The organism is Rhodococcus sp. GB-02, assembly GCF_053470465.1.
Window position 1 is genome coordinate 130,009 of the sequence record NZ_JBPUKE010000005.1, and the last position, 25,379, is coordinate 155,387.

Here is a 25,379-nt window from a genome sequence, read left to right on the forward strand (position 1 = left end):
GTTGAAGCTTGCCGGGATGTCAGGAGGGGAGATGACGCATTCCGGCCCCGATGTGGAAGCCGGCTGTCTGGTCAGTCGGAAGACGTGGACAGTGTGATGAGATCCGATTTGGTGTTGCGTTGGGAGTTCGATTCTCGCGCCCGACCTTGGCTGCACGACGTCGCCTCTCCCGAGGAAGGATCTTGACCCCACGTCCGTGGTCCCGCTCGTGGTTGCGAGATGAGATGCAGCACGAGTGTATCGGCGGTGAGCATGGTCGATGCCGTGCCGGGCTACTGTGCGGCGTTCTCCGAATTGAGTCGACTGATCTCCGCGCGCATGCGTCGCATCGGTCGGTCAACTCGGCTCTTTCTCTCGTTGCCCGCGGTCATCAGTCCAATTATGGCGGCCATTCCTGCTGGAATTCCGAGAACTACGACGAGGAACGGCGCCAAGCTCATGGAGTTCTCCTATGCTCGGATCGAGCGGTCTGGGACAGTGTCGATCAACAACCTACTATCGTCAATAGTAGATTGCTCATGGCGGGTGGTCCATTGACGGCGTCCCGCGGCAAAACTCGCGGGTTCCCTTCGCCACTACGTAGCGCGCAGGCAATCGAAGGCGGACGACCTTTGCTTGGGAGATGTACCTCTTCTCTAGATGGATCGAGCCCGGCGCCACCCGAGGTTGCCTGTCTCGTAGCGCCACGCGCGTTGGGAAAGTAGTCGCATTCCGTTGAGTCCGACGATGACGGTGGAGCCTTCGTGTCCGGCGACGCCGAGGGGTAACGGTAAGTGCCCGAACAGGTCCCACAGGACGAGGGTGGTGATGAAGGTGGCGGCGATCGCGAGGTTGGCGATCACGATGCGCCGGGCACGGCGTGAGAGGGCGATCACGCGCGCGATGGTGGCGAGTTCGTCACGGACGATGACGGCGTCGGCGGTGTCGAGTGCGAGGTCGGATCCGGCGCGGCCCATGGCGATGCCGGTGTGCGCGGCGGCGAGTGCGGGGGCGTCGTTGACACCGTCACCGACCAGTAGCACTTTCGCGCCGCTGCGTTCGAGGTCGGCGACGGCGGTGACCTTGTCCTCGGGGAGGAGTCCGGCTCGCATGTCGGTGATCCCGACCTGTGCGGCGAGCGCAGCGGCGGCGCGGGGATTGTCGCCGGTCAGTAGAACCGGAGTGTGTCCGGTGAGGGTGGTCAGTTCGTCGACGACGTCGCGGGCGCCGTCGCGGAGTTGATCGGCCAGTCCGAGTACTCCGATCGGTGCGGCGTCGACAATCACCACGATCGCGGTCTTTCCGCCGGCTTCCATTTCGGCGGCCGCAGACATCGCTTGCGCCGTGGCACGGTCCGCGATCGCGGCCGACGCCGCTGGAAGCAGGTGTGCGGGGCTGCCGACCTGAATCCGGCGACCGTTCAGGCGTGCTCGCACTCCCCGGCCGGGGGCGGAGTCGAACTCTTCGACAGGGGGCACCTGCAACCCGCGTTGGCGGGCAGCGGCGACGACCGCGTCAGCGAGCGGGTGCTCACTGGGATGCTCGGCCGCGGCGGCGAACGTGAGCAGCTCGTCGGCGGCGAGGTTCGCCCCGCTCATCGGCCGGATGTCCGTCAGGGCCGGGGACCCCTTGGTGAGGGTTCCGGTTTTGTCGAATGCGACGGTGGTGACCGAACCGAGCTGCTCCATCACGACGGCGGATTTGACCAACACGCCGTTGCGGCCGGCGTTGGCCATCGCCGCCAGTAGCGGCGGCATCGTGGCCAGCACGACTGCGCACGGGGAGGCGACGATCATGAACGTCATCGCTCGCAGCAGCGACGGTTGCAGGGCGCCGCCGAGCGCGAACGGGATGAAGAACACTGCGAGGGTCGCGGCCACGACTCCGACCGAGTAGTACTGCTCGACCTTCTCGATGAACAGCTGCGACTTCGCTTTGGTGGCGGACGCTTCTTCGACCATCGCCACGATCCGCGCGACGACCGTCTCCGATGCCGCGTGATCGATCCGGATTCGCAGAGTGCCGGTCCCGTTGAGGGTTCCGGCGAACACCTCGTCATCGCGATGTTTTGCCACTGGTAGGGGTTCTCCTGTGATCGAGGCCTGATCGACATCGCTGCTTCCGGAGATGATCCGGCCGTCGCCGCCGATCCGCTCGCCCGGCCGGACGACGATCACATCACCTGCCGTCAACGACGCCGCATCCACCATGGTTTCGTGCCCGTCAGGGCCGATGACGGTGGCACGTTCGGGAGCAAGATCGAGCAGGCTGCGCACCGAGTCGGCGGTGCGCTGGGTCAGGAATGCTTCCAACGCGCCGGAGGTGGCGAAGATGACGATCAGCAGGCCGCCGTCGAGGACCTGGCCGATCGCCGCGGCGCCGATCGCGGCGACGATCATGAGCAGGTCGACGTCGAGGGTTTTCTCTCGAAGCGCCTGCAAGCCCGCCAGTGCGGGCTCCCACCCGCCGGTGACGTAGCAGCCCAGATACAGCGTCCACCACAGCCAGGTCGGGGCACCGCCGAACTGAGCGGCAAGCCCGAGGACGAACAGCCCGGTCGCGATGGCTGCCCACCGCACTTCCGGGAGTGCGAACGGCCGGGTGCGGACGGCGGTTGCGGCCCGGGGCGCCGCGGGCTCGGTGTGTGGATCGCTGCGTACAGGGGTGGTCATGGCACGGCTTCCGGCTGGGGGCAGGGGGGTAGGAACGAACGCCACGATACAGGAAAACATGAAGACCTCTTCATGTAATCATGATGGGTAAGATGCTTCACATGGGTCACGGAGTCGAAGGCACGTCCACACCGCCCGCGCAGCTCGATGCGGAGTCGGCCGCGACGGTGGCTGCCACGTTGCAGGCGTTGGCGACGCCGAGTCGACTGCGGATGTTGACTCGGCTGCGGCACGGGGCGTGTTCTGTGGGTGACCTGGTGGAGGCGGTGGGGATGGAGCAGTCCGCTGTCTCGCATCAACTGCGACTGCTGCGTGCGATGGGGTTGGTGACGGGGACGCGGCAGGGCCGCAACGTCGTGTACAGCCTGTACGACAATCATGTGGCGATGCTTCTCGACGAAGCGGTCTATCACATCGAACATCTCGGGCTCGGAATCGCCGACGACCCGATCCCTGCCCTGTAAAGAGCTCACCCCATATGTGGCCAATCGACGCCGGAGTCCCTCGGCGGCGCGTCCGACGACCAGGTGATCAGTGCGTGCGGCGACACACTCGCTGAAGCTCATGCTGCAGTGGTGTTACCAACCTCGATCTACTCGCTGGGGCGAGATGAATGTGTTGATCAATCGGCAATCTCCTGATCGGGCTACCCTTCATTTCGACCCCTGACATCTCCTCCCTTGGTCGGTGGAACAAAGAAAGCGATCCAACCCGATGGATATTCGCAGTCTGCCTCGGTACATGACGGTGGCGGCTGTGGTCGCCGCCGCCGTGACATCACTCACGGCCTGCACGAACAGCGGTACCGATAGTGCGGAGCCTTCCCTTCAGTCATCGTCGAGCAAGGCCGGCGAACCCTCGGCAGTGATGAATGGGCTCGAGTCCAGCACCTCCGATATGGCGCTGATTACTGATGATTCGATGATTCCCGCCGGTCAAGCCACGACGTGGAGATTCCGAATCGACGATTCAGGGGGTGGCGCGGTAACCGAGTACGAGGCAGAGCAAGGCCAGCTCATGCATCTGTATTTCATTCGGGATGACTCGACGAGATTCGCGCATCTGCATCCGATCATGGCTGGCGACGGCACGTGGAGCGCCCCGATCTCAGGCCTCGTACCCGGGAGATACCGCGTATACGCCCAGTTTAGGGCTCTTAGCGGGAAAACCTCTGAAACGCAGGTGCTTTCGCAGCTGGTCACAGTTCCTGGGGAGGGGACTCCGGAAAGGCTTCCACACGCCATGCCGTCGACCTCGGTCGACGGCTACACGCTCACGGTCGCGGGGAAACTCACACCCGGCCAGTCGGGAGAGCTCACGGTGGACATTGCCGGAGGCGACGAGCAGGGATCCGACGTGCAGCGCTACGAGGGCGCCTATGTCCATGTCACTGCAATCCATGCACAGACTCTCGCCTTTGCTGATCTGACGCCACTGGACAGCGATCAGCGAGGTCCGGAATTCGATGTACCTGCGAAACTCTCGAAATCCGGCGACTGGCGACTGTTCATCGAGTTCCAGACAGGAGGCCAGTTGCACACCGCGGCGATCACCATCGCTCTGTAACGAACCTTCAGCAGGCGCAATGACAATCGGGATGTGCCCGCCGGCGCCTCGTGCGTGCACCCGACATTCCTGAGCAAGGCGGGGTGGCGATTCCACGCAGCGGGTGCGAACGGTCCCGAGGTCAGGAGCATTGCCGTTCTGGTCCAATCCGGTACGACAGCACGGTTAGCCGATCTGTGGTGCGCGAGGGAAACATGTGACGCTTTTTGTCATATGGGGCAGTTGATGATGTTTATCTACTATTGTCCTTAGTACATGGGTGTCGAGCGCAGTTTGAGTCGTCGAGGACGAGGGGTGTTTGTGAGGCAACGGAATCGACTCACGCATGCTCGCACGAGAGTCGCTCACGCCGTCCTTGGTCTGGCTCTCGCCGGATCGATCGTCGCAACCACTCCCGGTATCGCGATGGCGGTTCCGCCGCCGCCACCGAATCCGAGCGATACCGAGTTGCAACAGGCAGACTCACGCGTGGATCAAACTCTGGGCCGTATCGGCGATCTGATCAACGACGTTGCGTCGGCGAATGCGCAACTCGCTGAGATCGCCGCCCAGGTTGCGATCAAGCGGGAGGACGTGAACAAGGCGTTGGTGGACCTTCAGTCATCCCGTGATGTCGCGGTGGCCGCCACTGCTGCTGGGGCAGCTGCACGCACCGACATGGGAGTGGCTGGGCAGGCAATCGAGGTGGCGCAACAGCAGTTCGACGATTTCGTTGCCGCCAGCTACAGACAAGGCAGCACCGCCGGCTCGCTGACCGTCTTCCTCGGAAGCGACAGCCCCGACGATCTCTTGGCCAAAGCTGACCTGGTGCGGATGATTACGAAGAAGCACAACGCGGTCATGGACGAGCTTCAGCGCGCACGAACGGCGCGATCGAACACGGAGTCTGTGGCACGGGCGGCCCAGGCGACCGCCGACGCTGCTGCAGCCAGAGCAGAAGACAACAAAGCCCTCGCAATGGAAGCAATCCAGCGCGTGACGGATGCGCAGAAGTCGGCAACAGAGCAACAGGCAGTGGTCATGAAGGAGCGCGATTCCGCGCAAATCGAGTTGGAGGCAGCGAGAAACAGCGCGACGGGATTGCAGAACCAGCGTCAGGTCTACGACCAGTGGGATACTCAGCGCAGAGCAGAGGAAGCAGCTACCGCTGCGGCGATCGCCGCAGCGCAGCAAGCAGCATCGGAAGCTGCGACCCGGGTTGCTGCGGATCAAATTGCACGTGATCGCGCCGCGGACATTGCCAGCAGACAGCGTCCGCATACCCAGATCAGCGATGATTCCTCGGAGACGAAGGTGCCGTCGGTGACGACTACGCCGTCACCGTCTGCTGCTTCTACAAGGGCTCCCACGTCGGTGACGGCTACGCCGTCACCGCCTGCTTCTCCAACCAAGGCTCCGTCGGTTACGACGGAGCCCGGAGGTGGCGTGAGTGACGACGGTCAGAATTCGGTCACCGGTGACGGTGCCATCGAAACTGTCATCGACCGGGCAATGTCGCAACTCGGTGTCCGCTATTCGTGGGGAGGCGGAGACGCAAACGGGCCGACCGTCGGAATTCGTGACGGCGGAGTCGCGGACACTTTCGGTGATTTCGAAAATGCAGGCTTCGACTGTTCCGGAATCATGATCTATGCGTTTGCTGGTGTGGGAATCTCACTTCCGCACTACTCCGGGTACCAGTACACCGCGGGAAGGCAGGTTCCAGCCTCTCAGATGAAGCGAGGGGATCTGATCTTCTACGGGCCCAACGCAAGTCAGCACGAGGCGCTCTACCTTGGCAACAATCAGATGCTTGAATCCCCGCAGTCCGGCGATGTGGTCAAGGTTTCCCCGGTGCGTTGGGACGGCATGGTGCCCAATGTGACCAGGCTTCTCTAGCTCTTCTCCGTCGGCGGTACGGTTGGCTTCAGAGGTCGGCGAAAATCGTTGCGTACGTCTGTCTCCATAAGAGTTTCGCCGGGCGTGCGCGCGGACATGTGGGGATCGTGGGGTTGGCGTTATCGGGATTGGTGGAAGGGGCAATTGACTTTCGAGTCGCCGATGCTGTTCTCGATCAGTTTCTTGATCACCTTCTTAGTCGATGGTCTTTCGGAGGTGCTTCTGGCCAGACCACCGTTCGATTTTCAGGTCACCGACAGTTACTTCGGCGTGGCACATTTTCACTACGTGGTCTTCGGTACGGTTGTGTTCACCACGTACGCGCGGATCTACTTCTGGTTCCCTAAGATGACTGGCCGAGTGATGGATGAGTGGCTGGGCAAATGGCATTTCTAAGCGGCGTTCGCGGATTCCACATGACCTTCCTCGTGCAGCACTGGCTCGGCGTCGAGGGGATGCCGCGCCGCTAAGCGGATTACCTACCTTTGGACGACTTTGCGGTACTGAACTCCATCTCGACCGTAGAGTCCTTCGTCTTGGGTGCATTCACCATTCACCTTGCCGTTCATCTGGAACGTCTTCAGGAGCTACAGATTTGGTGAAGTCGTCACGGTCGACGATCCGTGGGGCAATGGCAATTCTCTCGAGTGGGCGACCAGCTGTCCGCCGCCACGCCACAACTTCACCGAGCCCCTATCCGCTCCGAGTGTCCGGCGTTCGAGATGCACCACCCACACATGGTGGAACGGATTCGGGCTGAAGCTCACACCGGAAGGTTCCATCCCACAACGAGCACACTGGCGGGAAACGGATCCGAGTGAGCCGTGTCGTCCGCAAACTACGTGTACGCAATATATGTCGCACGTATGACGGGAAGAAGTGAGGACACGAAGTCGCCATGAGTTCGTTCCCAATTTCGGTGATGACTGTGCCGGCGACGGATGAGACTGGCATGACCCCCATCAAGTGACCCGCAAGCTATGAGAATCCTTCCGCCCTGATCAAGGGCATGAAAGGCTGCAACTCATGGCTGGACGCAAACGGCACACGCCCGAACAGATCATCCGAAAACTGCGCCACGGCGACGAACTTGCCGCCACAGGCGCCGACGACGAGGAAATCGCCCGACAACTCGACGTCTCGGTGCCGACGCTCTACAACTGGCGCAAGCAGTATGGCGGCATGAAAGCCGACGACGCCAAAGAGTTCAAAGAACTCAAGAACGAGAACGCCCTGCTCAAGAAGCTCCTCGCCGAAGCCGAACTCGAAAAGGCTGCACTCAAGGAGATTGCTCGGAAAATTCTGGGTCAGGCCGTTCCGTCAACGGGTTGATTCCATTATCACTGGAAAATTCTGAGCCTGACCGCCAAACGAAACGCTGTCGTCATGCTCCAGGAAACGATGGGGCTCTCACAGCGTTTCGCCTGCAAAATCGTCGGGCAACCGCGATCCACCCAACGAAAAGCGCTTGCGAGAGACACCCCGGACGATCCGGACGCCGATCTGCGGAAGTGGTTGCGAGACTGGGCCAAAGCGAATGCCCGCAAGGGGTTTCGTCGGGCGTGGGCGGACTTGCGTGCCATGGGCTGGGTGATTAACAAAGAAGAAGGTTCAGCGTCTCTGGCGCGAGGAAGGGTTGCGGGTGAAGGTCCGCAAAATCCGCAAACGAGCCGACGCTTCGACCACCCCGATTGCCGAGGCACATGCACCGAAGGTGGTGTGGGCGATCGACTTCCAGTTCGACTTCACCACCGACGAACGGAAGTTCAAGATCGCGTCAATGGTGGACGAGCATTCGCGCCAGTCGGTGCTCAACATGGTCGAGGGATCCATCCCGGCAGAGGATCTCGTCGCCGCCCTGGAGAAAGTGTTCGCGCTCTGGGGCGGCCCGCCACAGGTGTTGCGGTGCGACAACGGACCCGAATTCATCTCCGAGGCGTTGCGGACGTTCTGCGAGGACCGACTGGGAATCGGATATGTTCCCCCTGGTCAGCCGTGGAAGAACGGCTACATCGAATCCTTCAACAACCGAGTCCGTGACGAATGCCTGAACATGAACGAGTTCCACAGCCTCCTCGAAGCCCGGGTGGTCATCGAGGACGGGAAGGAGGACTACAACACCCGACATCGGCATTCATCGCTGGCTTACCGCACTCCGAATGAGTACAGCTGCCAGCTGTATTCACACGCATTGATTCTCTGATAGCGAGTGGCTCACCAAACGGGGTCCTACCAAGACGACAGCCGCACTGACCGATTCGTTGTTACGCGAACTCTTACCGCGCTCACGTTTGTCGGTGCGGGCCTCGGTTGCCCTGCCTCGACGCTGCGCAAACTCCCGCTGTCCCGCGCATCGTATTCGATCGCCGTGGAGACTTCGCTTTCACACACGTGCACCTCGGTGATACCCCTGTCGGGTGGGATGCAAGTCGTTGAAGGATTGCCGTTTCCGGTCGTCTCATACAGTGAACTACTATCTCTTTTAGTAGTTCACTGTATGAGGGAGGGACATCGGCGATGACGAATTGGTCGCTCTGGCGTTGGATTACTGCGTCGGCAGGTGCGGTGGCAGCAGCGCTCATCGTCGGCGTCCCCACCGGGATAGTGCCGACTTCGTTCTACCAGCGGATGACTCCGGTGCTGTGGTGGAACTATCCGGTGTGGATCGCGAACGCGATATTGAGTGGATTGATACTCGCGACGTATGTGCGAACGCAATCCAGTTCTGCAGCACCCTCGCGCGTGGGCATTGGCAGCAATGCGCTGGCTCTGTTGGCCGTCGGCTGTCCGGTGTGCAACAAATTGGTGATCATGACTGTCGGTGTGACGGGTGCGTTGAATCTGTGGGCACCGATACAACCGGTCCTGGGGCTGATTTCACTGGCTTTGATGGCGGGCGCGTTTCGGCAGCGGTTGAAAGGTGAGCGGGCGTGCGGAGTGCGTACTTGTGTGTCGAAGGACTCGATCGGTACTGCGGTCCCCGAACGCTCCTAGTGCGCGATTGGATGTTGTCAAGAAGGATGGGACCCCAAGGAAACGGTCTCCTGTTGACGACGGTTGAAAACTAGTCCAGAAACGACGGGTGGTCTAGTTTTCAACCGTCGTTCACATCTCCTTCATCGCTTGGGTGATCTACGCCGCCTCTCTGCACGCGCGTGCTACTTCTGGTTGGCGCGATACCCGTGCCGCCTGGATAATCATTGCCGGTTTCGTCGCAATGCTGTTCAATCTCTTCATCATCAAGATGGATGTCTCCGGCCTCCATTCGTACGCGGGACTCAACTGAGAGCGAGCGGGTGAGAGTGGCGCGGGGGCATATGGATCAGGGGAGCCCCGCGCCTGCATGCCGGGGGAGTGGCGCAGCCATTCTGATGTGAGTGTGTGAACGTGGTGATCAAACTTGTCAATCATGCGCACTTCCTGCCCTTGCAAGGCGGAAGCCGTTGTGGCGCCGCGTCAGGGAGTTTCTTTTCCCGACATCCTGCGCGACACTCGAGTTCATCGTGTATCAGTGTCAACCTGATGTGGTCGCACCTGCTCAATACCGGCTGGCTTTCGAGTCGGTACGCCTCCGCGATCAACTCGGAGTCGGTCATCCCCCGCCGAACGTCCTGCATCATGACCTCCATGTCGTCTGTTCTCGTTTGCGTACCCGGCCTGTCCCTCGTTAATCGATGGGCTCGGTTTGCGCCTGGACCTGATTGATGCAAATAGATCGGTTCGGTTCAGGCGTGGGTTTTTGTGCACCCGTTCCTACCTCGTGCTGGTGGGTATCCCACGGAGCCTGACCAGAATGTTGAGCCCGACGAATGTGACCGCGCACGCAGGACGGCGCGTGCGGATCTCGGGATATCTTCGGGTGTAATTACCAAACCCTCCAACAAATGAGGTTGCCTCGATAGTGTTCGGTGTCCTCCGGGGTATTGACCTGTCGCCTAGAAGGCTCGGTGCCTCTGCCGAGGTCAATTGTCAAGCAGAGACACCGAGCCGCGTGCGCTCACATCCGACTGAAATCTGAGCAATGAACGCCGGAAGTCGTGATCACAGCGTGGCGAGAATGCCTTCCATCGTGGTGATTTCCTGGTTTTGCGCGCTGATGATGGTCTGCGCCATGGAGATAGCTTCGGGATACTGTCCGGAATCAACTTCAGTTTGCGCCATTGCGACAGCTCCGCGGTGATGGTCGATCATCTGAGCGAGGAACAGTTTCGCGGCATCGGTTCCCTGTGCATTCTGCAGCGCGGTCATGTCATCGGCGGACATCATCCCCTCCATCATTCCCGGCGTCATCCCCATGCTCTCTGAGGGCATCGGCATGTTCATGCTGGTAGAGGGTGTCATGCCTTCCATGCTGTGGGAGGTGGTCGGCATATTCATGCCAGAGGAGGACGAACTCTGTCCCCAGCTGGTCAACCAGGCCTGCAGCTGCTCGATTTCTGGGGCTTGCGCTGCCTTGATCTGTTCTGCCAACGTCGTCACTCGGGGGTCGATACCGTCTTTGGAGAGGAGCATGTCGCTCATCTGGACGGCCTGACTGTGATGCGGGATCATCTGCTCGGCGAATGTCACATCTGCCTGATTGTGAGTGCTCGCGTTCGCCGATGAACTGGATTCGGCACTCATTGACGTTGGCGTGGAGGTAGTTTCATCGGTATTGGAGCTGTTACATGCGGTGAGGACGAATAGTGCTGCAGTTGCTGCAGCACTGATTGCGAGGACCTTCTTCATATCGGGGAATCCCTTTCGCTGGGAGATCGGTTGTCGGGTCATGAGACGTTCTGTGAGGTGGACTTCGTAGTGCTGGGTGAAGGCCGGTGTTGATCTGGGGGAGAAGGGAGGCGTAGCCGCTTCAGCAGTAGTGCATTGACTGCGACGATGAAGCTGGACCCGGACATCGACAGCGCCGCGATCTCGGGGCGAAGTACAAGTCCGAGGGAGGGTTCGAAGACTCCAGCGGCGATGGGGAGGGCGATGACGTTGTACCCGACTGCCCATCCGAGGTTCTGTCTCATCTTGCGGAGGGTGCCTCGCCCGATTTGTAGAGCGACCGGTACGTCGAGTGGGTCCGACCGCATCAGCACGAGGTCCGCTGTTTCGATTGCGACGTCGGTACCTGCGCCGATGGCGATACCGAGGTCCGCTTGTGCGAGCGCGGGAGCATCGTTGACTCCGTCCCCGACCATCGCAACCTTTTTGCCGGCATTTTGCAGCTCGACGATCTTGGCGGCTTTGTCGCCGGGGAGCACTTCCGCGATGACGGTATCGATACCGAGCTGGCCCGCGATGCGCTGTGCGGTGGCTTCGTTGTCGCCGCTGAGCATGACGACTTCGACGCCCAAGTCGTGCAGCGCCGCCACTGCGGCGGCGGAAGTCTCTCGGACAGCGTCGGCGAGTGCGATCACCCCGACGCCCTGTCCGTCGACGGCAACGAGTACTGCTGTGCGCCCGCTGGCCGCGAGGTCGTCGCGTGTACCCATCAATGTGCCGAAGTCGACGTTTTCGGCGATCATCAGTTTGCGGTTGCCCACCGCCACTCGACGACCGTCCACCTCCGCAGCCGCACCATGACCTGGCACATTACGGAAATTTGTGAGGGGAAACTCCGGGGCGCCGCGTTCGGTCGCGTAGCGGACGATCGCGCCGGCGAGGGGGTGTTCGGACTCGCGTTCGACCGCCGCGACGAGGGAAAGGAGTTCATCGGTGCCGATACCGTCGACGACGACGTCGGTGACTTCGGGTTCACCCTTGGTGAGGGTGCCGGTCTTGTCCATCACTACCGTCTCGATGCGCGCCGAGGATTCCAGCGCGGTGGCATTTTTGAACAACACTCCTCGTTGAGCTCCGAGTCCGGTGCCGACCATGATGGCGGTGGGCGTGGCCAAACCGAGAGCGTCGGGGCAGGTGATGACAACGACGGTGATCGCGAACAGAAGCGCGGTCTGCACTCCTGCACCCGCCGCCCACCAGACGAGGAAGGTGCCGGTGCCGCCGATCAAAGCAACAAGGACGAGCCAGAACGCGGCCCGATCAGCGAACCGTTGCCCCGGCGCTTTCGAGTTCTGCGCTTCCTGGACCAACGCCACTATTTGGGACAGGGCGGTGTCGGCACCGACTTTGGTTGCTCGGACGCGAAGTGTGCCCGTCGTGTTGATGGAAGCCCCGATGACTGCGGATCCCGGTTCTTTGGATACGGGAAGGCTTTCCCCGGTCACCATTGACTCGTCGACTTCGGAAGTTCCGCTCTCGACCGTTCCATCGACAGGGACTTTGCCGCCTGGTCGGATCAGTAACAGGTCTCCGACGACAACGTCGGCGGTGGGAACTTCGACGGGTTCGCCGTCTCTCAACACGATTGCCAATGGCGGGGTCAGTTCGAGCAGTGTGCGAATCGCGTCGTTGGCTCCACCTCTGGCTCGCATCTCGAACCAATGTCCGAGCAGGACGAAAGCCGTCAGCACCGACGCGGCCTCGTAGAAGACCTCGCCGCCGCCGGTGAAGGTGACGGCGACGCTGTAGAGCCAACCCGCCCCGACGGCGACGGCAACGAGGACCATCATGTCGAGGGTGCGGGCCTTCAGAGCCCGATAAGCGCCGTCGAAAAAGATCCAGGCCGAGTAGAACACCACTGGCAAGCTCAGTATCAGGGTGAATACGTCGTCGCGGAGTCCGAACGGGGCGGGAACTGTGAATCCGAACATGTCGCGCCCCATCGGGGACCACAGCATGATCGGAATGGACAGAACGAGAGCGACGAGAAAGCGATTTCGCATGTCCCGGACCATGTCGTCCATCGACATTCCGGCGTGGGCGCCTCCGTGCCCCATCATGTCCTGTGCAGAGTGTTGAGCATGTGGTTCGTGCGCTGTGTGTTCGCCGTGAGGAGATTCGCCGGGGTGTTCGACCGGTGCGTCGGTTGATGTGTCGGCGTGGTCTGAATGAACGTGGTATTCAGAGGGCGTGGCGCTGGTGCTGTCGTTTGGTTCGGAGAGGGGGTCGCAGCTGTGGGAGGGCACTGATCGCCCTGCGCAGTGATAGCCGCAGTCCCGGATCCATTGGGACAGTTCGGGTATCGAGGTTGCAGCCGGGTCGTAGGTGACCGTGGCAGTTTGGTTGAGGACGTTGGCCTCAGCAGAGACGACGCCACGTCGGCGAAGGAGAGTTGATTCGACTGCGGCTTTCGATGTCGCCCACTGCAATCCTTGTACTTCGAGAACGGTGGTTCGATTCATCTCTGCGCCCTCTCGTTGTGACCGCCATTCTTGCGGCAGCGACTGTGCGGATACCTCGGTGGCATGTTCCCGTGTTGTGGCAGATCGTCGGCACCTCTGGGGCGTGATGTTGTGGGGTCCACGTGTGTCTCAATACTGAGCCTGCCGGTGGCGGATATGCCTTGGTTAGATGTTTGGTGAAGATTCGATGAAGGACCATGGTGTCCCAAGCAGTCGACGACTGCCCTCGTCCGTGATGGTGGTCGTCGTGAAGTGAAACCTTTGGATTCGTTGCGGGTGGACAGTGGGACCTCTCCCGCACATCGCGTCCGAAGAGTTCAGGGCAGACGGAAGGTCATCGGGGCAGTCGAATTCGGGATCAAATCAGTGATCGGAGCTTGTGGCATGACTGGTGAATCGTCGTAGGCGCAAACTGTTCGTGACGACGAAGATGGAGCTGAAAGCCATGGCAGCGCCGGCGATCAGCGGGTTCAACAACCCCAGCGCCGCCAGAGGCAACGCCGCCACGTTGTAGGCGAAGGCCCAGAAAAGGTTCCCTTTGATGGTTTTCAACGTCGAGCGCGACAGACGGATCGCATCTGCGGCGGAGCGCAGGTCGCCTCGGACAAGGGTGAGATCGGAGGCTTCGATGGCGACATCGCTGCCGGTGCCCATGGCCAGACCTAAGTCTGCTTGTGCCAGAGCAGCGGCGTCGTTGACACCGTCACCGACCATAGCGACTGTATACCCACGGCTTTGGAGGTCTTTGACGGCGCTTACTTTGTCCGCGGGCAAGACTTCGGCGATGACATCGGCGGCTTCGATCCCCACTTGTTTTGCGACGGCGACGGCGGCGCGAGCATTATCGCCGGTCAACAGGATGGGACGTAGTCCCAAGGTTCGGAATGCAGTGATGGCCTCTTTCGAGGTGTCCTTGACAGTGTCCGACACGACCACGATTCCGCGGATCGAACCGTCCCACGCAACCCACACCGGGGACTTTCCGTCGGCTTCCGCGTCGTGTGCGGCCACTTCCAGATTCTTGGGTGCGACGAGAGACCAGTCCTGCTCCAACCAGGTTCGCCGACCTATAGCAACGGCTCGGCCGTCTACGACACCGGAGACGCCTCGGCCGTCGTGGTTGGAGAAACCTTCGATTCTCGGCAACGGCCGGCCGTCAGCCCGAGCTGCAAGAGTGATGGCCTGCGCGATCGGGTGTTCGGAGCCGTCCTCCAACGCTCCTGCGACAAAAAGTAATTCGTCGATATTCTCGCCATCTGCGCCGACTGTCGAATCGACACTCATGCGCCCGGTGGTGACGGTCCCGGTCTTGTCGAGCACGATGGTGTCGACCTGACGGGTGGATTCGAGAACCTGGGGGCCTTTGATGAGAATCCCCAACTGGGCGCCGCGGCCCGTTCCGACCATCAGCGCCGTCGGTGTTGCCAACCCCAATGCACAGGGGCACGCGATGATCAGCACGGCAACGGCGGCGGTGAACGCCGTCACCATCGAGTGACCGGTCAAAAGCCACGCACCCAACGTCATCAGTGAGAGAACGATGACGACCGGGACGAAGATTCCGGAGATGCGGTCGGCGAGACGTTGGACCTGAGCCTTGCCGTTCTGTGCATCTTCGACCAGTCGTGCCATCTGAGCGAGCTGAGTGTCGGCGCCGATACGAGTTGCTCGAACGAGGAGTCGCCCTCCAGCGTTGACGGTGGCGCCGACAACGGCGTCGCCAGGGCGCACTTCGACTGGCACGGATTCGCCGGTCAGCATGGAGGCGTCCACCGCAGATGTGCCGTCGGTGACGATGCCGTCGGTCGCGATCTTTTCGCCGGGGCGTACGACGAAGATGTCACCGACCACCAATTGTTCGGTGGGAATTCGGATCTCGGTGTGTTCCCTCAACACCGCTACGTCTTTGGCTCCCATGTCCATCAGTGCGCGTAGGGCTGCACCCGACTGCTTCTTGGCGCGGGCTTCGAAATATCGCCCCGCCAGTATGAAGACGGTGACCGCAGCAGCGACTTCCAGATAGATGTGGTCCGCTCCGCCCTCCTGCTGTGGGAACAGGCTGAACTCCATCTTCATGCCGGCCATTCCGGCATGACCGAAGAACAACGCCCACAGTGACCACAGGTAGGCCGCCGACACCCCCACCGAGATCAGAGTGTCCATTGTTGCCGCGCCGTGTCGGGCATTCGTCAGTGCAGCGCGGTGGAAGGGGAGTGCGCCCCAGACGACGACGGGAGATGCGAGCGTCAAGGCCAGCCACTGCCAGTTCGTGAACTGCAATGGCGGGATCATCGACAATGCGACCACAGGCACAGTCAATGCGAGCGAGACGAGCAGTCGGGTCCGCAGTTGCGAAGCCTCGTCCTGGATTCGGGCGTCCACCCCGTCGGTAGTGCCGACCTCCCCGGACGAGCCCTTGGGGGCAGGCAAGGTGGCGGTGTATCCCGTTGCCTCGACGGTGGAGATCAAGTCTTCAGGTGCTACCGCACCCGTGAAATCGACCTTCGCCTTTTCGGTCGCGTAGTTCACTGTCGCGGTGACGCCGTCGATCTTGTTGAGCTTCTTTTCGATTCGCGCGGCGCAGGAGGCGCAGGTCATGCCGCCGATGACCAGTTCGACACTGTGTGCGGACTCGGCAGCGACGGTCGTGTTGTCCAGGGTGCTCATCAGATGTACCTCTCCTGACCTGCCTACGCTGGCGGTGTGGGCGCCCGGTCAGATGTTCGCGAGATGATAGTTGCCGGCTTCGTCGAGCGCGGCAGTTACTTGTTCCTCGGTCAGTGGCGCTGAAGCTGTGACGGTCACGGTGGAGACTCCTCCGGCGACGAGATCGATCTCGACCTCGCTCACTCCGGGGAGGGCGCGCAGCTCGTCCGTGACGGCGCCGACGCAATGCCCGCAGGTGAGGCCGGTGACCGCGAACGTGTTGTTGGTTGCAGACATGATGTCCTCCGTAGGGGTGGGCGCGGATGTCGTGGGTGATTTCTTCGTCGAGTTGCATCCACAGCCGCGTTGCGTCTTATCGAGTAGATTCGGCTGCGAGTTAGTCTGACCGCTCATGATTCCCTTCCCGTCTGGTACCCCAGGGGGGTACCTGTTTCTACTATACTCGCGTTAGGAGAAGGTGAGTCAAGGCTGCGCCTCGACTACTTCCGTCGGACATTTGGTCGGATTCTCCCTCGTGTATTCGCCCGCGCAGAGAACGTCGAATTTCGAGCGCCCGTGGAGTGTCGCCAGGTGTACACCGGAGCCATGGGCAGTTGCGCCGTTCGCGGGATTTCGATCCCAGTCCAGCGGCAGGGCAGAGGCCGGGGATTCCGGGACGCTGACCCGATGCCGGGGCGGCCACAATCTCACCTCGCCGAACGGGGTAGGAAGAGGCATCGAATGAGATGCCGGCCCAATCAGGTCGCGCCTCCCGTGCTGGTGTGATCGTGTGTTCGGACGTCTCCACGTGTCAGACGATGTAGCCCAAGCGGGTCATCATACCCGACTCCTGGTGATATCCGTTGTGGCAGTGGAGCATCCAGTCGCCCGGGTTGTCGGCGATGAGATCGACAGCGACAGATTCCATCGGACGAACGATGACTGTGTCCTTACGAGGGCCGACACCGCCGTCACCTTTGACCACTTGGAACGTATGCCCGTGCAGATGCATGGGATGCCACATCATCGTCATGTTGGTGAACGTGAGCCGGGCTCGGTCCCCTTCTTTGACGGTCAGAGGTTCGGTTTGGTCGTAGTTCCGACCGTTGATCGTCCATTGGTAGCTCATCATGTCCCCCCCGAGGTCTGCCACGAGATCGACACCGGTGCCATCGCTTCGCGGCAGAACGACACTTTCGGCTGCAGTGAACGACTCGACCGTGCCCACTCGACCTGCCAATTCCCGAGGGAGGAACGACGCGTCGGGCGCAGCGCCCGAGCCTGTACGCAGCAGCGTCCGAGCCTGAGCGTTCTTACCCTCGGCCGCGGCGACGAGCGGGAATACACCGTCCTTGACCGTGACGATCACGTCGTAGCGCTCACCCATGCCGAGGAGAAGCGCATCGACTTCTGTCGGTACGACCGGAAAACCGTCCGTATGGGTCACGGACATCACGTGATCGGCAAGGGCGACTCGAAAAGCGGTATCCGCACCCGCGTTGATGATGCGAATACGCACACGCTGACCGGGAGCGGCCGAGAAAGTTGTCGGTGCAGAAGCTATCCGCCCGTTGATCAGATAGTACGGATAGCTGACGTCACCCGCGTCCCCACCGAGCAGAGCGCTTGATTCTACCGAGTTAGGGCCACCCGAGGTGGCGGGCAGCGTGGTTTCGGCCGACCCGTGGTTCATTCCACCCATGCCAGGCATGTTGCCCATCCCGGATCCGCCCATCGAACCCATGCCGTTTCCGGACTGAAGGTCGGAGAGGATCTGTTGCGGACTCGTGCCGACTCCATCCGTCCAGTCGTCGAGAACCACGATCCATTCGGCGTCGTAGTCGACGGGCTCGCGGGGGTCGTCGACGACGATGGGGAGATACAGGCCGTAGTCGGTGTCGAGACCGACATGCGGGTGAGCCCAATACGTTCCCGAATGAGGTACTGAGAACCGGTATGTGAAGTTCTGCCCCGATTCGATGTTCGGGCTTGCCGGCATGGCGCCGTCCATGTCGTTGCGAAGCGCGATGCCGTGCCAATGCACCGATGTCTGATGATCGAGTCCGTTGTTGACGGTGATCGCCAACTCGTCACCGACATTCGCGCGAATCAACGGACCGGGAACACTGTCGCCGTATGCCAGAGTGCGCACCGTGATGCCGCCGAGATCGATATCGGCACCCTGCGGATTGAGCGTGTAGTCCACGGTGCGACCGGTATGCGGGCGCGCTGCCTCAGCGGACGTGATGGCATTCTTGTCGAACGGCGGGGGGTTCGGGTTGGACGATCCGCTGGTGGTGCATGCGGTCAACGCCAGGCCACCCGCCCCCGCCGCCGTGGCGGCGAGAAACGTACGTCGACTGAAAGCCGATCCTGTGAACGGCGCAATAGCCATGATTGTGATTGTCCTTGTCTAGTCGTTGTGGAGAAACGGAACTGATACGCCACCGAGCCCGGGGCGCGCGTGCGGCAGAGGTCAACGACTCTCGTGTCGACGAGAGGATCGATCCAAAGCTTCACTGCGGGAGCGATACTCGTCATCGTCGATCTCGCCGCGGGCGTAGCGCTCATCCAACAGATGCTGCGCATTCGTACCACGGAGTTCGCTGCGGGTACTGCGCCTGGGACGAAACAAAGCAAGTAGGGCCGCAATGACCAACCCCCAAAATGCGATCATCGCCAGCGCCATCAGAATCCAGCTGACCCAACCCATTCCATAACCCGAATTCTCGCTCCACCACATCATGTCCGTTCACTCTCCTCACCTTCGACAGTGCTCGCCGAACCCTCTGGGATCGGTGTGCTTTCTATGAAGATTCGCTGAAGAGGTGACCGCATACCGTGTATCGCGTGCGCAGCGGCGACTGAGCAGTCCACGATGGTGGCATGGACAGTACGTCAACACGGTCAACCGACGGGTACGCAGGTTTTCGGGCACTGGTCGTCGACGACGAACGCCCACTGGCCTCGATCATCTCGAGTTACCTCGAACGAGAGTCATTCGAGGTGAGTGTGGCCTACAACGGTTTCGACGCTCTCGCCCTGGCACGTGAGGTCGATCCTGATGTGGTGGTCCTCGATCTCGGGTTGCCCGGTATCGACGGCATCGAGGTATGCCGGGAACTTCGTACATTTTCGGATGCATACGTGGTGATGCTGACTGCTCGCAGTGAGGAAGTGGACACCATCGTCGGGCTTTCTGTCGGTGCCGATGATTACATGAGCAAGCCGTTCAGCCCCCGAGAGTTGGTAGCGAGGATCCGCGCGATGATGCGCAGACCCCGCAGCGGAGTCGCGCACGGTACAACTGCGAGAGCGGTAACCCGAGACGAGGAGAGTCCGCCAATGACGTTCGGGGTGCTCAGGATCGACGTTGCCGGGCGAGAGGTCTCGGTCGCCGAGAAACCGGTTCTGCTGACTCGGACGGAATTCGACGTGTTGGCGGCATTGGCCGCTCGGCCGGGGATGGCGTTCAGCCGTCGGCAACTGATCGAAGCAGTGTGGGGTCCTGCGTGGACGGGGAACGAACATCTTGTCGATGTTCATATCGGTCATCTGCGCCGCAAACTCGGCGATGATCCCGCCGCGCCTTTGTATGTCAATACCGTGCGCGGCATCGGGTACCGAATGGGTTCCGGAAAATGACTACCCTGGAAGAACTTTCGTCTCATCAGGGGCGTACCCGCCGAGGACTCGGTGTCGGCGTGCGTTTGTTGATGGCCCAAACGCTGGTCTTGGTGGCAGGAGCGGCCACCTCATGGGTCGTTGCAGTCACTGTCGGTCCGAGTTTGTTCCGCGAGCATCTGCGCCGCGCGGGCGTGCCTCCGATGTCTGAGGAGCAAATGCATGCCGAGCAGGCATATCGCTCGGCAACTGCGGTCTCGTTGTCCGTGGCGATCGGCGCAGCTGCGTTGTGCGCGCTGGCTGTGACCTGGTATCTCAGTCGTCGGCTGCAGCGGTCGGTGACTGCGGTGTCAACTGCCGCCACGGCAGTCTCGGCGGGAAACTACGCGGCCAGAGTCCCGCCGCCGCAGCTCGGTGACGACTTCGACGCACTTGCGACGGCCTTCAACGAAATGGCGGTCCGTCTCGAGTCTGCCGAGTCGATGCGTCGACGGTTGCTGGCAGATCTCGCGCACGAGATCCGGACGCCGGTAGCTGTTCTCGAAGCATTCATGGAAGCGCTCGAAGACGGAGTGGAAGCTCTCGATGATCACACCATTGCGATGCTCAGAGATCAGACCCGACGTCTGGCACGGTTTTCCGGCGACGTCTCGGCGCTGTCCGATGCCGAGACGAATCGAGCTGCAATCGAACCGACATGGACCAGACCTGAGGTACTGGTGAGCTCAGCGGTAGCGGCGCACGAAGAACGATACGACACGAAAGCAGTCATTCTGAGCGTGGACGTCCCCGGAAATCTGCCGTCGGTGTGGCTGGACCCGGAGCGCATAGGGCAAGTGTTGAGCAATCTGCTCGACAACGCACTGCGCCACAGTCGATCACAGAGCACAGTGAAGGTGCGGGGACGGGTGAAAGGGGATCGGTTCATCCTCACACTCACCGACGAAGGCGATGGAGTCGCCGCCGAGCACCTCCCCTATCTGTTCGAGCGTTTCTATCGCGCCGACGCAGCACGCGATCGTGCTCACGGAGGGGCAGGGATCGGACTGTCCATCGCGAAAGCACTCGTCGAAGCACACGGTGGACAGATCACCGCCGCGAGTGACGGAGCCGGGCAAGGCACCACCTTCGTTATCGCGTTGCCAGTACATCGTCCGAAAGGGCGGCACATCGACTGCCGGGGAACTGTCGATGCGTGACATTCGACGCGACATTCGAGGTAATGGAAACGCTCCGGGAACACCCACTCACCCCGCCGCTACCGGCACACCTGGTCAAGAACTCGTGAGGTGAACCGATCAATGACGATTCAAGAGACCAGAGCGCAGAGGTGACCCGGCCCGGGGACTTACACTTCGATCGCTGTGACGTAGGCACTCGCGCACACCGAACCCGAGACCAGGAACCAACTACTCAGGCTCTCCCCTGAACTGTGATACCGCACGGTCACGTCGTTTCCCGCGGTGATGGGAGAGCGATATTCGAGAATCGCTCGGTAGGGGAGTGGATTTCGGGGTCCGGCCCAATCTCTGATCAGGTCTTCGACAGGCTGCCAATACGTGGCGTTGTTGACGTGGTTGAACGGATCGATATCGCTCGATCGTAAGACGAATGTCGTTTCCTCCCCATCGCCCGGATGAGCGGTGTGCCAGGGTTTCCACTTCAATCGGTGATCGTTGGCGGTCGAACCGAGTCCGGCCATGAAACTCTCTTCGATCCTGGAAGGCATCCCGTTGACCGGATTGAGATTTATCCAGAATCCTTCGGTCTCGATCAAGCCGCCGCCGTCGGATTCGATGCGGACACGCATCGTGCACCACCTGCTCGACAACCCCGAGCACCATCTGCGCATGCGCACACGAGCCGGCCAGCTGACCGGACGAATGACATCGATGACTGTGCGGCGCACGACCCACACCGGGTGGGCAGCCGCTGCGCCGCTCGCATCGAGATCGTCGAAACCGATGTCCTGCAGATAACGTGCAACGCCATCGAGTCGCACCGTCCCGGAGACGTCGATATCTCCCGTCCGTACCGGCCGAGAGGTTTCGAACACCGCGCCATTGGTCGGCAAATCCACCAGGCGGTGGTTGCGCATCGCGTCAGCTTCCATTTTGCAGATCCCTTAGATGTGATTGTTCGCTTCGATACTTTGCACACCCTTGCTGCAACGTAGTGCGATCCCTACGCCCAGTCCCGCATCAGCCGCCGGGTCTGCCGCAGTCGTACCCAGTAGTCCGTGCCCGGTCTCCGAACATGGTGAACAAGGAGCCTATCCAGTCTCGCAAACTACTACACTGTCCGCGCGATTGCCGGTTGACGTTCGATGTCCTTTCCAGGTCCTTCTTGAGTGTGCCCAAGATCGTTGCGGCACCATGGAATTCCCATATTCCTCGGCTCGGCCTCGAAGCGCCTCGTCTCGCCGCAGTGCCCACCCGCGCGTTCGCGCTCGACCTCTACCTACTATCCAGGTTCGTAGTTCAGCTACTATCGACCTTAGTAGTTCGGTGGGCATCCGCGCCAACCGAGAGATTGGGGCGACGGTGAGCAAAAAATCAACCAAAACCCGCGCGAAACAGCGGTCTACGACGCAGAGTCGAGCCCGACGCGCCACGTCACCGAAGCGGAACCCCACTTCACGACCGCACGACGAAGTCGGCACAACACCCCGTGCTAGGCCCAGTCCGGCCGGTAGTGCCGTGGAAGAACTGGCCGCAGCGGCCGCAGCGGCGTATCTGAGTAAAGCAGCGCCGACGCCAGCCTCGGCCTTGGCTCAAGCACCGCCGGCGCCGGCCATCGCCGAAAAGGCGATGCCCACCAAGCCATCGGGCACTGAACGCGTTGCCCGGCCATTGGGTGACGACGAGTCGACCGCTGCAACGGAACTCGCTGCGCCCGGCGGTGGGTGCGCTGAAGCGTTCACGCAGATAGAACCACAGGGGCTCGCAGCAACGTACTGGGGAGAATCGCCCGAGGTTACTTCCGATCTGTCGATTCTGTTCCGAGGAGCCCGCAACAGCCCGGGCAGCGAACCGGAACGTTTCGAGAGGGTCACCCACGTCAACGGTGTTCCAGCGGGGGAACGCTTCGCGGTGACTGCGAGAATCCGCGGAATCGCCACTGGTAGTTGGACTGTCAGTGCCGAGCGCATCGAAACTCCGGACGACACCACCGGGCAGTTCGACATCGCAGCTCCGCAGACCGCCACGGCCTGGACTACCGCAGCGCCATTGGTGCACGGGCCCGGCGTGCGACTCTGGACGTGGCCGCTGTTGGTCGGTTTGGGTGCAGTGTTCGCCATCGTCATGCAGGCACTGCTCTTGACCCGTATGAGCGAGAACGCCACTGCGGCAGTTCTCATTTCGATCCTCGGCTGCCTTCTCGGCTACGTGGGTGCGAAGCTCTGGTACTTGGCACTTCACCGCCAGAGCCTTCGAAAATTCGTCTCTGCCGGCGCATGCATACAAGGATTTTTGGTGGTGTCGCTCGCGGTATTGGTGCTCGGCGGAGCAGCCTTCGGTCTGGGCGTCGGTGTGTTACTGGACATGACAACGCCCGGGTTGTTTCTCGGGATTGCGATCGGGCGCCCGGGATGCTTTTTGACAGGATGCTGTTCGGGTCGACCTACCAGGTCGAGATGGGGAATGTGGGCTTCGGACCGGACTCTCGCGGTGCGCCGAATCCCCGTGCAACTGATCGAAGCGTTCGCAGGCTTGATCATCGGCCTCGCGACACTGATTTTCGTCCTCTACGGCACCGAAACGCCCTATGACGGAGCAGTATTCGTTGTCGCCGCGGCTATCTACACGTGGGTCCGTCAAGGGTTGTTCCCCTATCGTGCGGACCCTCATACACGGCGCGGGCGGCTTCTGACCAGCGCGGCATGCGGAATTGTCATCGTCGCGACGATTCTGCTGGGCGTGGTGTGATCGTGACCCAGAGTAGTAGCCTTTTGCGCTTTTCTGCCGATGCCACGTGCGCAGAAGGTGAGTCTCACGAAAATTGGGATGGCCACGAATCAAGTTTCGCGCGGGATCTGGCCAATTCGATTGGCGCCGCGTTCGGTGCATGAGGCCGGTTCAGTTCGAGGAGGGGGTGAACCGGCCTTGAGCACTGGCCCCCTGCGGGCCGGACTCCTTGTTCGTCCACGACCCGGTTTCGCACTGTTTCAAGCACCTGCTGCGCATGAAGCCATCGCCATCGCACCCAGTAGCGCCAGAAGAGGCGCCGCAGGTAGGACGATCGCCGTTCCGCAGGCAGCAAGGGTGCGGAGGTAGCGAATGGGCGCCGGGTGGTGGGTGCGGTGGGAGGACAGACGATCAAGTCGCAACGCCAGGCAATCCTGCGCTATTCCCAGAGCCGCCACGGGCACCTCGTGAGGTGTCATACTGCAGAGTGCGCGGTGCACGGATTCGCGCCCATGCTGACGAACGGCTCGGGAGTCGGCTTCGATTTCCACCAACGCACGGACCAATGGGGGCGAAGATCGCATGATCGGAAGCCACGGAAACGCGTAGGCGAGCGTTTGAGCTGCGCTGACGAGCAGATGGTGCCGCCCCGTGATGTGTGCTCGTTCATGTGCGAGTACTGCAGCAAGAGCCTCGGTGTCGAGTTGATCTCTCAATCCGTCGCTCGCAACTACAAGCGCGGGGCGCCCAGCGATACTGTAGGCGAAGGGCACAGAAACCGGGAGCCAGAGCAGTGACGAGGACCGTGCACCCCCCAGAATGCGCAGCAACCCGAGGTGCTGCTGGTGTAGCTCGCGGCGAGTGCGGGAGAAGCTGAACAGATGGACGGTGCCTCGCACCGCCCCGATGACCAGGGCTGACCCACCGAGTACACCCACCGCCGTCTCGAGCCTGGCCGGCGCGTCGTCGTGAAGGGCGAGCCAACAGCTGTGGGCGAATTCGATCAGCGACGAGACACCACCGTGACTGGGTAAAAGGCTCAAGATCACCGGGACACTGATACTCACTACAGTTCCGAGTGCCAGAGCGCCCCACAAGACGAGGACGACATGCGGATCAACGCCGCGACGCATCATCGATCCGAGGAACAGCGGGGAGAGTGCGGCAACGAGAAGGCCACCGACCGCCCACGCGAGGACGGCTGTCACTTCTTGCCTCGTTCACGCAATCCACGCGCCAGGATCTTCGATTCGACGTCGGATGTCCCGCGAACAAAATGCAACAGGACCCCGGTCGGGTCTCCGGTGGATTCGAGAAGTGCGCGCAACCCGTCAGCTGCCGCTTCCTCGCGGCTTCGCGTGGCTTCGTACCAGTACGCGCGCCCGTTTCGCTGACGATGCACCCAACCTTTGCGATGAAGATTGTCCATGACGGTCATCACCGTCGTGTACGCCGGTTCACGGTCGTCATCGAGGCCGTCGATGACGTCGCGCACACGGACCGGTTCGGTGGAGCGCCACAGCACATCCATCACCAGCGCCTCGAGCTCTCCCAGACCTTGCATTTTTCCTCCTCGTAGAGCTGCATTCGTCACCGCACCGTGCGAGTGCCCAACCTGCAACCTCCGTCGCTTTCGTACGGGGCCCAACCAGCGCTGTCGGTGATTCGTCGGTCACAGTGATGTGGGACCGCTCGATGAGGGTGTCGTGTCGACTCTGCACGCTGGAGGTTGCCGAGACGGCGAACCGAAGCCCTGTAGAAATACTATCTGTTCTGCTTCCCGTCGCCGCCCCGATACGGCGGCGGTGTCTGGCGACCTCCTCCCGTGACGATCTGCCGAACCCCTGTCAGCTCTGACAGTGTCAAAAGGTTTATCC

18 protein-coding genes and 3 pseudogenes are annotated in these 25,379 nt (G+C 61.4%); 10 read left to right on the forward strand and 11 right to left on the reverse strand.

From position 1 onward, the window contains the following. Positions 1-272: 272 nt before the first annotated feature. Positions 273-440, reverse strand: a complete 168-nt coding sequence (locus tag ACSW29_RS29675; RefSeq protein WP_155419211.1) for a hypothetical protein — start codon at positions 438-440, stop codon at positions 273-275. 195 nt (positions 441-635) lie between these two features. Then, on the reverse strand, positions 636-2,651 hold the full coding sequence (locus tag ACSW29_RS29680) for a heavy metal translocating P-type ATPase (RefSeq protein ID WP_047270622.1): 2,016 nt from the start codon (positions 2,649-2,651) through the stop codon (positions 636-638). 101 nt (positions 2,652-2,752) lie between these two features. Here ACSW29_RS29680 and ACSW29_RS29685 point away from each other — a divergent pair, with 101 nt between their 5' ends. The 7 genes and pseudogenes from ACSW29_RS29685 to ccsA form a co-directional block, all read left to right on the forward strand. Further along, positions 2,753-3,115, forward strand: a complete 363-nt coding sequence (locus ACSW29_RS29685; protein WP_047270658.1) for an ArsR/SmtB family transcription factor — start codon at positions 2,753-2,755, stop codon at positions 3,113-3,115. Between the two features lie 250 nt (positions 3,116-3,365). Then, positions 3,366-4,217 carry a hypothetical protein gene (locus ACSW29_RS29690; protein WP_052959930.1) on the forward strand — a complete coding sequence of 284 codons (852 nt, stop codon included), beginning with the start codon at positions 3,366-3,368 and terminating at the stop codon, positions 4,215-4,217. Positions 4,218-4,472: 255 nt separating this feature from the next. Next, positions 4,473-6,095 (forward strand): NlpC/P60 family protein, encoded by a 1,623-nt coding sequence (locus ACSW29_RS29695; protein WP_081377629.1) that lies wholly within the window; start codon positions 4,473-4,475, stop codon positions 6,093-6,095. Positions 6,096-6,227: 132 nt separating this feature from the next. Continuing rightward, positions 6,228-6,916, forward strand: a pseudogene (locus ACSW29_RS29700) (cytochrome c oxidase subunit I); the annotation flags it as partial. A gap of 205 nt (positions 6,917-7,121) precedes the next feature. Further along, a pseudogene (locus ACSW29_RS29705) lies at positions 7,122-8,298 on the forward strand (IS3 family transposase). Between the two features lie 314 nt (positions 8,299-8,612). Further along, entirely contained in the window at positions 8,613-9,089 is a 477-nt protein-coding gene (locus ACSW29_RS29710; protein ID WP_047270626.1) for a hypothetical protein, read from the forward strand. A gap of 115 nt (positions 9,090-9,204) precedes the next feature. Next, positions 9,205-9,381 (forward strand): annotated as a pseudogene (gene ccsA / locus ACSW29_RS29715) (cytochrome c biogenesis protein CcsA); the annotation flags it as partial. Positions 9,382-10,136: 755 nt separating this feature from the next. Here ccsA and ACSW29_RS29720 read toward each other — a convergent pair. The 6 genes from ACSW29_RS29720 to ACSW29_RS29745 form a co-directional block, all read right to left on the reverse strand. Then, positions 10,137-10,823, reverse strand: a complete 687-nt coding sequence (locus ACSW29_RS29720) for a DUF305 domain-containing protein (protein WP_047270628.1) — start codon at positions 10,821-10,823, stop codon at positions 10,137-10,139. Between the two features lie 38 nt (positions 10,824-10,861). Continuing rightward, a complete protein-coding gene (locus ACSW29_RS29725; protein ID WP_058228111.1) occupies positions 10,862-13,324 on the reverse strand; it encodes a heavy metal translocating P-type ATPase in 2,463 nt (820 codons plus the stop codon). Positions 13,325-13,687: 363 nt separating this feature from the next. Beyond that, positions 13,688-15,991, reverse strand: a complete 2,304-nt coding sequence (locus ACSW29_RS29730; protein WP_047270630.1) for a heavy metal translocating P-type ATPase — start codon at positions 15,989-15,991, stop codon at positions 13,688-13,690. 48 nt (positions 15,992-16,039) lie between these two features. Further along, complete coding sequence (locus ACSW29_RS29735) at positions 16,040-16,267, reverse strand: heavy-metal-associated domain-containing protein (protein WP_030537788.1); 228 nt, start codon at positions 16,265-16,267, stop codon at positions 16,040-16,042. A 514-nt stretch (positions 16,268-16,781) separates the two neighbouring features. Beyond that, positions 16,782-18,365: a multicopper oxidase family protein gene (locus ACSW29_RS29740; RefSeq protein ID WP_030537787.1), complete on the reverse strand. Its 1,584-nt coding sequence runs from the start codon at positions 18,363-18,365 to the stop codon at positions 16,782-16,784. An 81-nt stretch (positions 18,366-18,446) separates the two neighbouring features. Then, positions 18,447-18,716 carry an SHOCT domain-containing protein gene (locus ACSW29_RS29745; RefSeq protein ID WP_030537786.1) on the reverse strand — a complete coding sequence of 90 codons (270 nt, stop codon included), beginning with the start codon at positions 18,714-18,716 and terminating at the stop codon, positions 18,447-18,449. A gap of 140 nt (positions 18,717-18,856) precedes the next feature. Here ACSW29_RS29745 and ACSW29_RS29750 point away from each other — a divergent pair, with 140 nt between their 5' ends. Then, entirely contained in the window at positions 18,857-19,615 is a 759-nt protein-coding gene (locus ACSW29_RS29750) for a response regulator transcription factor (protein ID WP_030537785.1), read from the forward strand. Then, entirely contained in the window at positions 19,612-20,793 is a 1,182-nt protein-coding gene (locus tag ACSW29_RS29755) for a HAMP domain-containing sensor histidine kinase (protein ID WP_030537784.1), read from the forward strand. Before ACSW29_RS29750 ends, ACSW29_RS29755 begins: the two co-directional genes overlap by 4 nt. A 149-nt stretch (positions 20,794-20,942) precedes the next feature. On the opposite strand, the gene ACSW29_RS29760 is transcribed toward ACSW29_RS29755, so the two are convergent. Next, positions 20,943-21,707, reverse strand: coding sequence for an acyl-[acyl-carrier-protein] thioesterase (locus tag ACSW29_RS29760; protein ID WP_030537783.1), 765 nt, complete (start codon positions 21,705-21,707; stop codon positions 20,943-20,945). Positions 21,708-22,293: 586 nt separating this feature from the next. On the opposite strand from ACSW29_RS29760, the gene ACSW29_RS29765 reads away from it, so the two are divergent. Continuing rightward, positions 22,294-23,523: a prolipoprotein diacylglyceryl transferase family protein gene (locus ACSW29_RS29765; protein WP_051720982.1), complete on the forward strand. Its 1,230-nt coding sequence runs from the start codon at positions 22,294-22,296 to the stop codon at positions 23,521-23,523. A gap of 239 nt (positions 23,524-23,762) precedes the next feature. Here ACSW29_RS29765 and ACSW29_RS29770 read toward each other — a convergent pair whose 3' ends face one another. Together ACSW29_RS29770 and ACSW29_RS29775 are read right to left on the reverse strand one after the other, a co-directional pair. Beyond that, positions 23,763-24,710 carry a M56 family metallopeptidase gene (locus ACSW29_RS29770; protein WP_019747376.1) on the reverse strand — a complete coding sequence of 316 codons (948 nt, stop codon included), beginning with the start codon at positions 24,708-24,710 and terminating at the stop codon, positions 23,763-23,765. Further along, positions 24,707-25,066 (reverse strand): BlaI/MecI/CopY family transcriptional regulator, encoded by a 360-nt coding sequence (locus ACSW29_RS29775; protein WP_019747377.1) that lies wholly within the window; start codon positions 25,064-25,066, stop codon positions 24,707-24,709. Before ACSW29_RS29775 ends, ACSW29_RS29770 begins: the two co-directional genes overlap by 4 nt. Between the last annotated feature and the right edge of the window lie 313 nt (positions 25,067-25,379).

Excerpts from the sequence above, each read along its gene's own strand:
- ACSW29_RS29675 (WP_155419211.1), bottom strand. The coding sequence starts at position 440 with ATGAGCTTGGCGCCGTTCCTCGTCGTAGTTCTCGGAATTCCAGCAGGA.
- ACSW29_RS29680 (WP_047270622.1), bottom strand. The coding sequence starts at position 2,651 with ATGACCACCCCTGTACGCAGCGATCCACACACCGAGCCCGCGGCGCCC.
- ACSW29_RS29685 (WP_047270658.1), top strand. The coding sequence starts at position 2,753 with ATGGGTCACGGAGTCGAAGGCACGTCCACACCGCCCGCGCAGCTCGAT.
- ACSW29_RS29690 (WP_052959930.1), top strand. The coding sequence starts at position 3,366 with ATGGATATTCGCAGTCTGCCTCGGTACATGACGGTGGCGGCTGTGGTC.
- ACSW29_RS29695 (WP_081377629.1), top strand. The coding sequence starts at position 4,473 with ATGGGTGTCGAGCGCAGTTTGAGTCGTCGAGGACGAGGGGTGTTTGTG.
- ACSW29_RS29710 (WP_047270626.1), top strand. The coding sequence starts at position 8,613 with ATGACGAATTGGTCGCTCTGGCGTTGGATTACTGCGTCGGCAGGTGCG.
- ACSW29_RS29720 (WP_047270628.1), bottom strand. The coding sequence starts at position 10,823 with ATGAAGAAGGTCCTCGCAATCAGTGCTGCAGCAACTGCAGCACTATTC.
- ACSW29_RS29725 (WP_058228111.1), bottom strand. The coding sequence starts at position 13,324 with ATGAATCGAACCACCGTTCTCGAAGTACAAGGATTGCAGTGGGCGACA.
- ACSW29_RS29730 (WP_047270630.1), bottom strand. The coding sequence starts at position 15,991 with ATGAGCACCCTGGACAACACGACCGTCGCTGCCGAGTCCGCACACAGT.
- ACSW29_RS29735 (WP_030537788.1), bottom strand. The coding sequence starts at position 16,267 with ATGTCTGCAACCAACAACACGTTCGCGGTCACCGGCCTCACCTGCGGG.
- ACSW29_RS29740 (WP_030537787.1), bottom strand. The coding sequence starts at position 18,365 with ATGGCTATTGCGCCGTTCACAGGATCGGCTTTCAGTCGACGTACGTTT.
- ACSW29_RS29745 (WP_030537786.1), bottom strand. The coding sequence starts at position 18,716 with ATGATGTGGTGGAGCGAGAATTCGGGTTATGGAATGGGTTGGGTCAGC.
- ACSW29_RS29750 (WP_030537785.1), top strand. The coding sequence starts at position 18,857 with ATGGACAGTACGTCAACACGGTCAACCGACGGGTACGCAGGTTTTCGG.
- ACSW29_RS29755 (WP_030537784.1), top strand. The coding sequence starts at position 19,612 with ATGACTACCCTGGAAGAACTTTCGTCTCATCAGGGGCGTACCCGCCGA.
- ACSW29_RS29760 (WP_030537783.1), bottom strand. The coding sequence starts at position 21,707 with ATGGAAGCTGACGCGATGCGCAACCACCGCCTGGTGGATTTGCCGACC.
- ACSW29_RS29775 (WP_019747377.1), bottom strand. The coding sequence starts at position 25,066 with ATGCAAGGTCTGGGAGAGCTCGAGGCGCTGGTGATGGATGTGCTGTGG.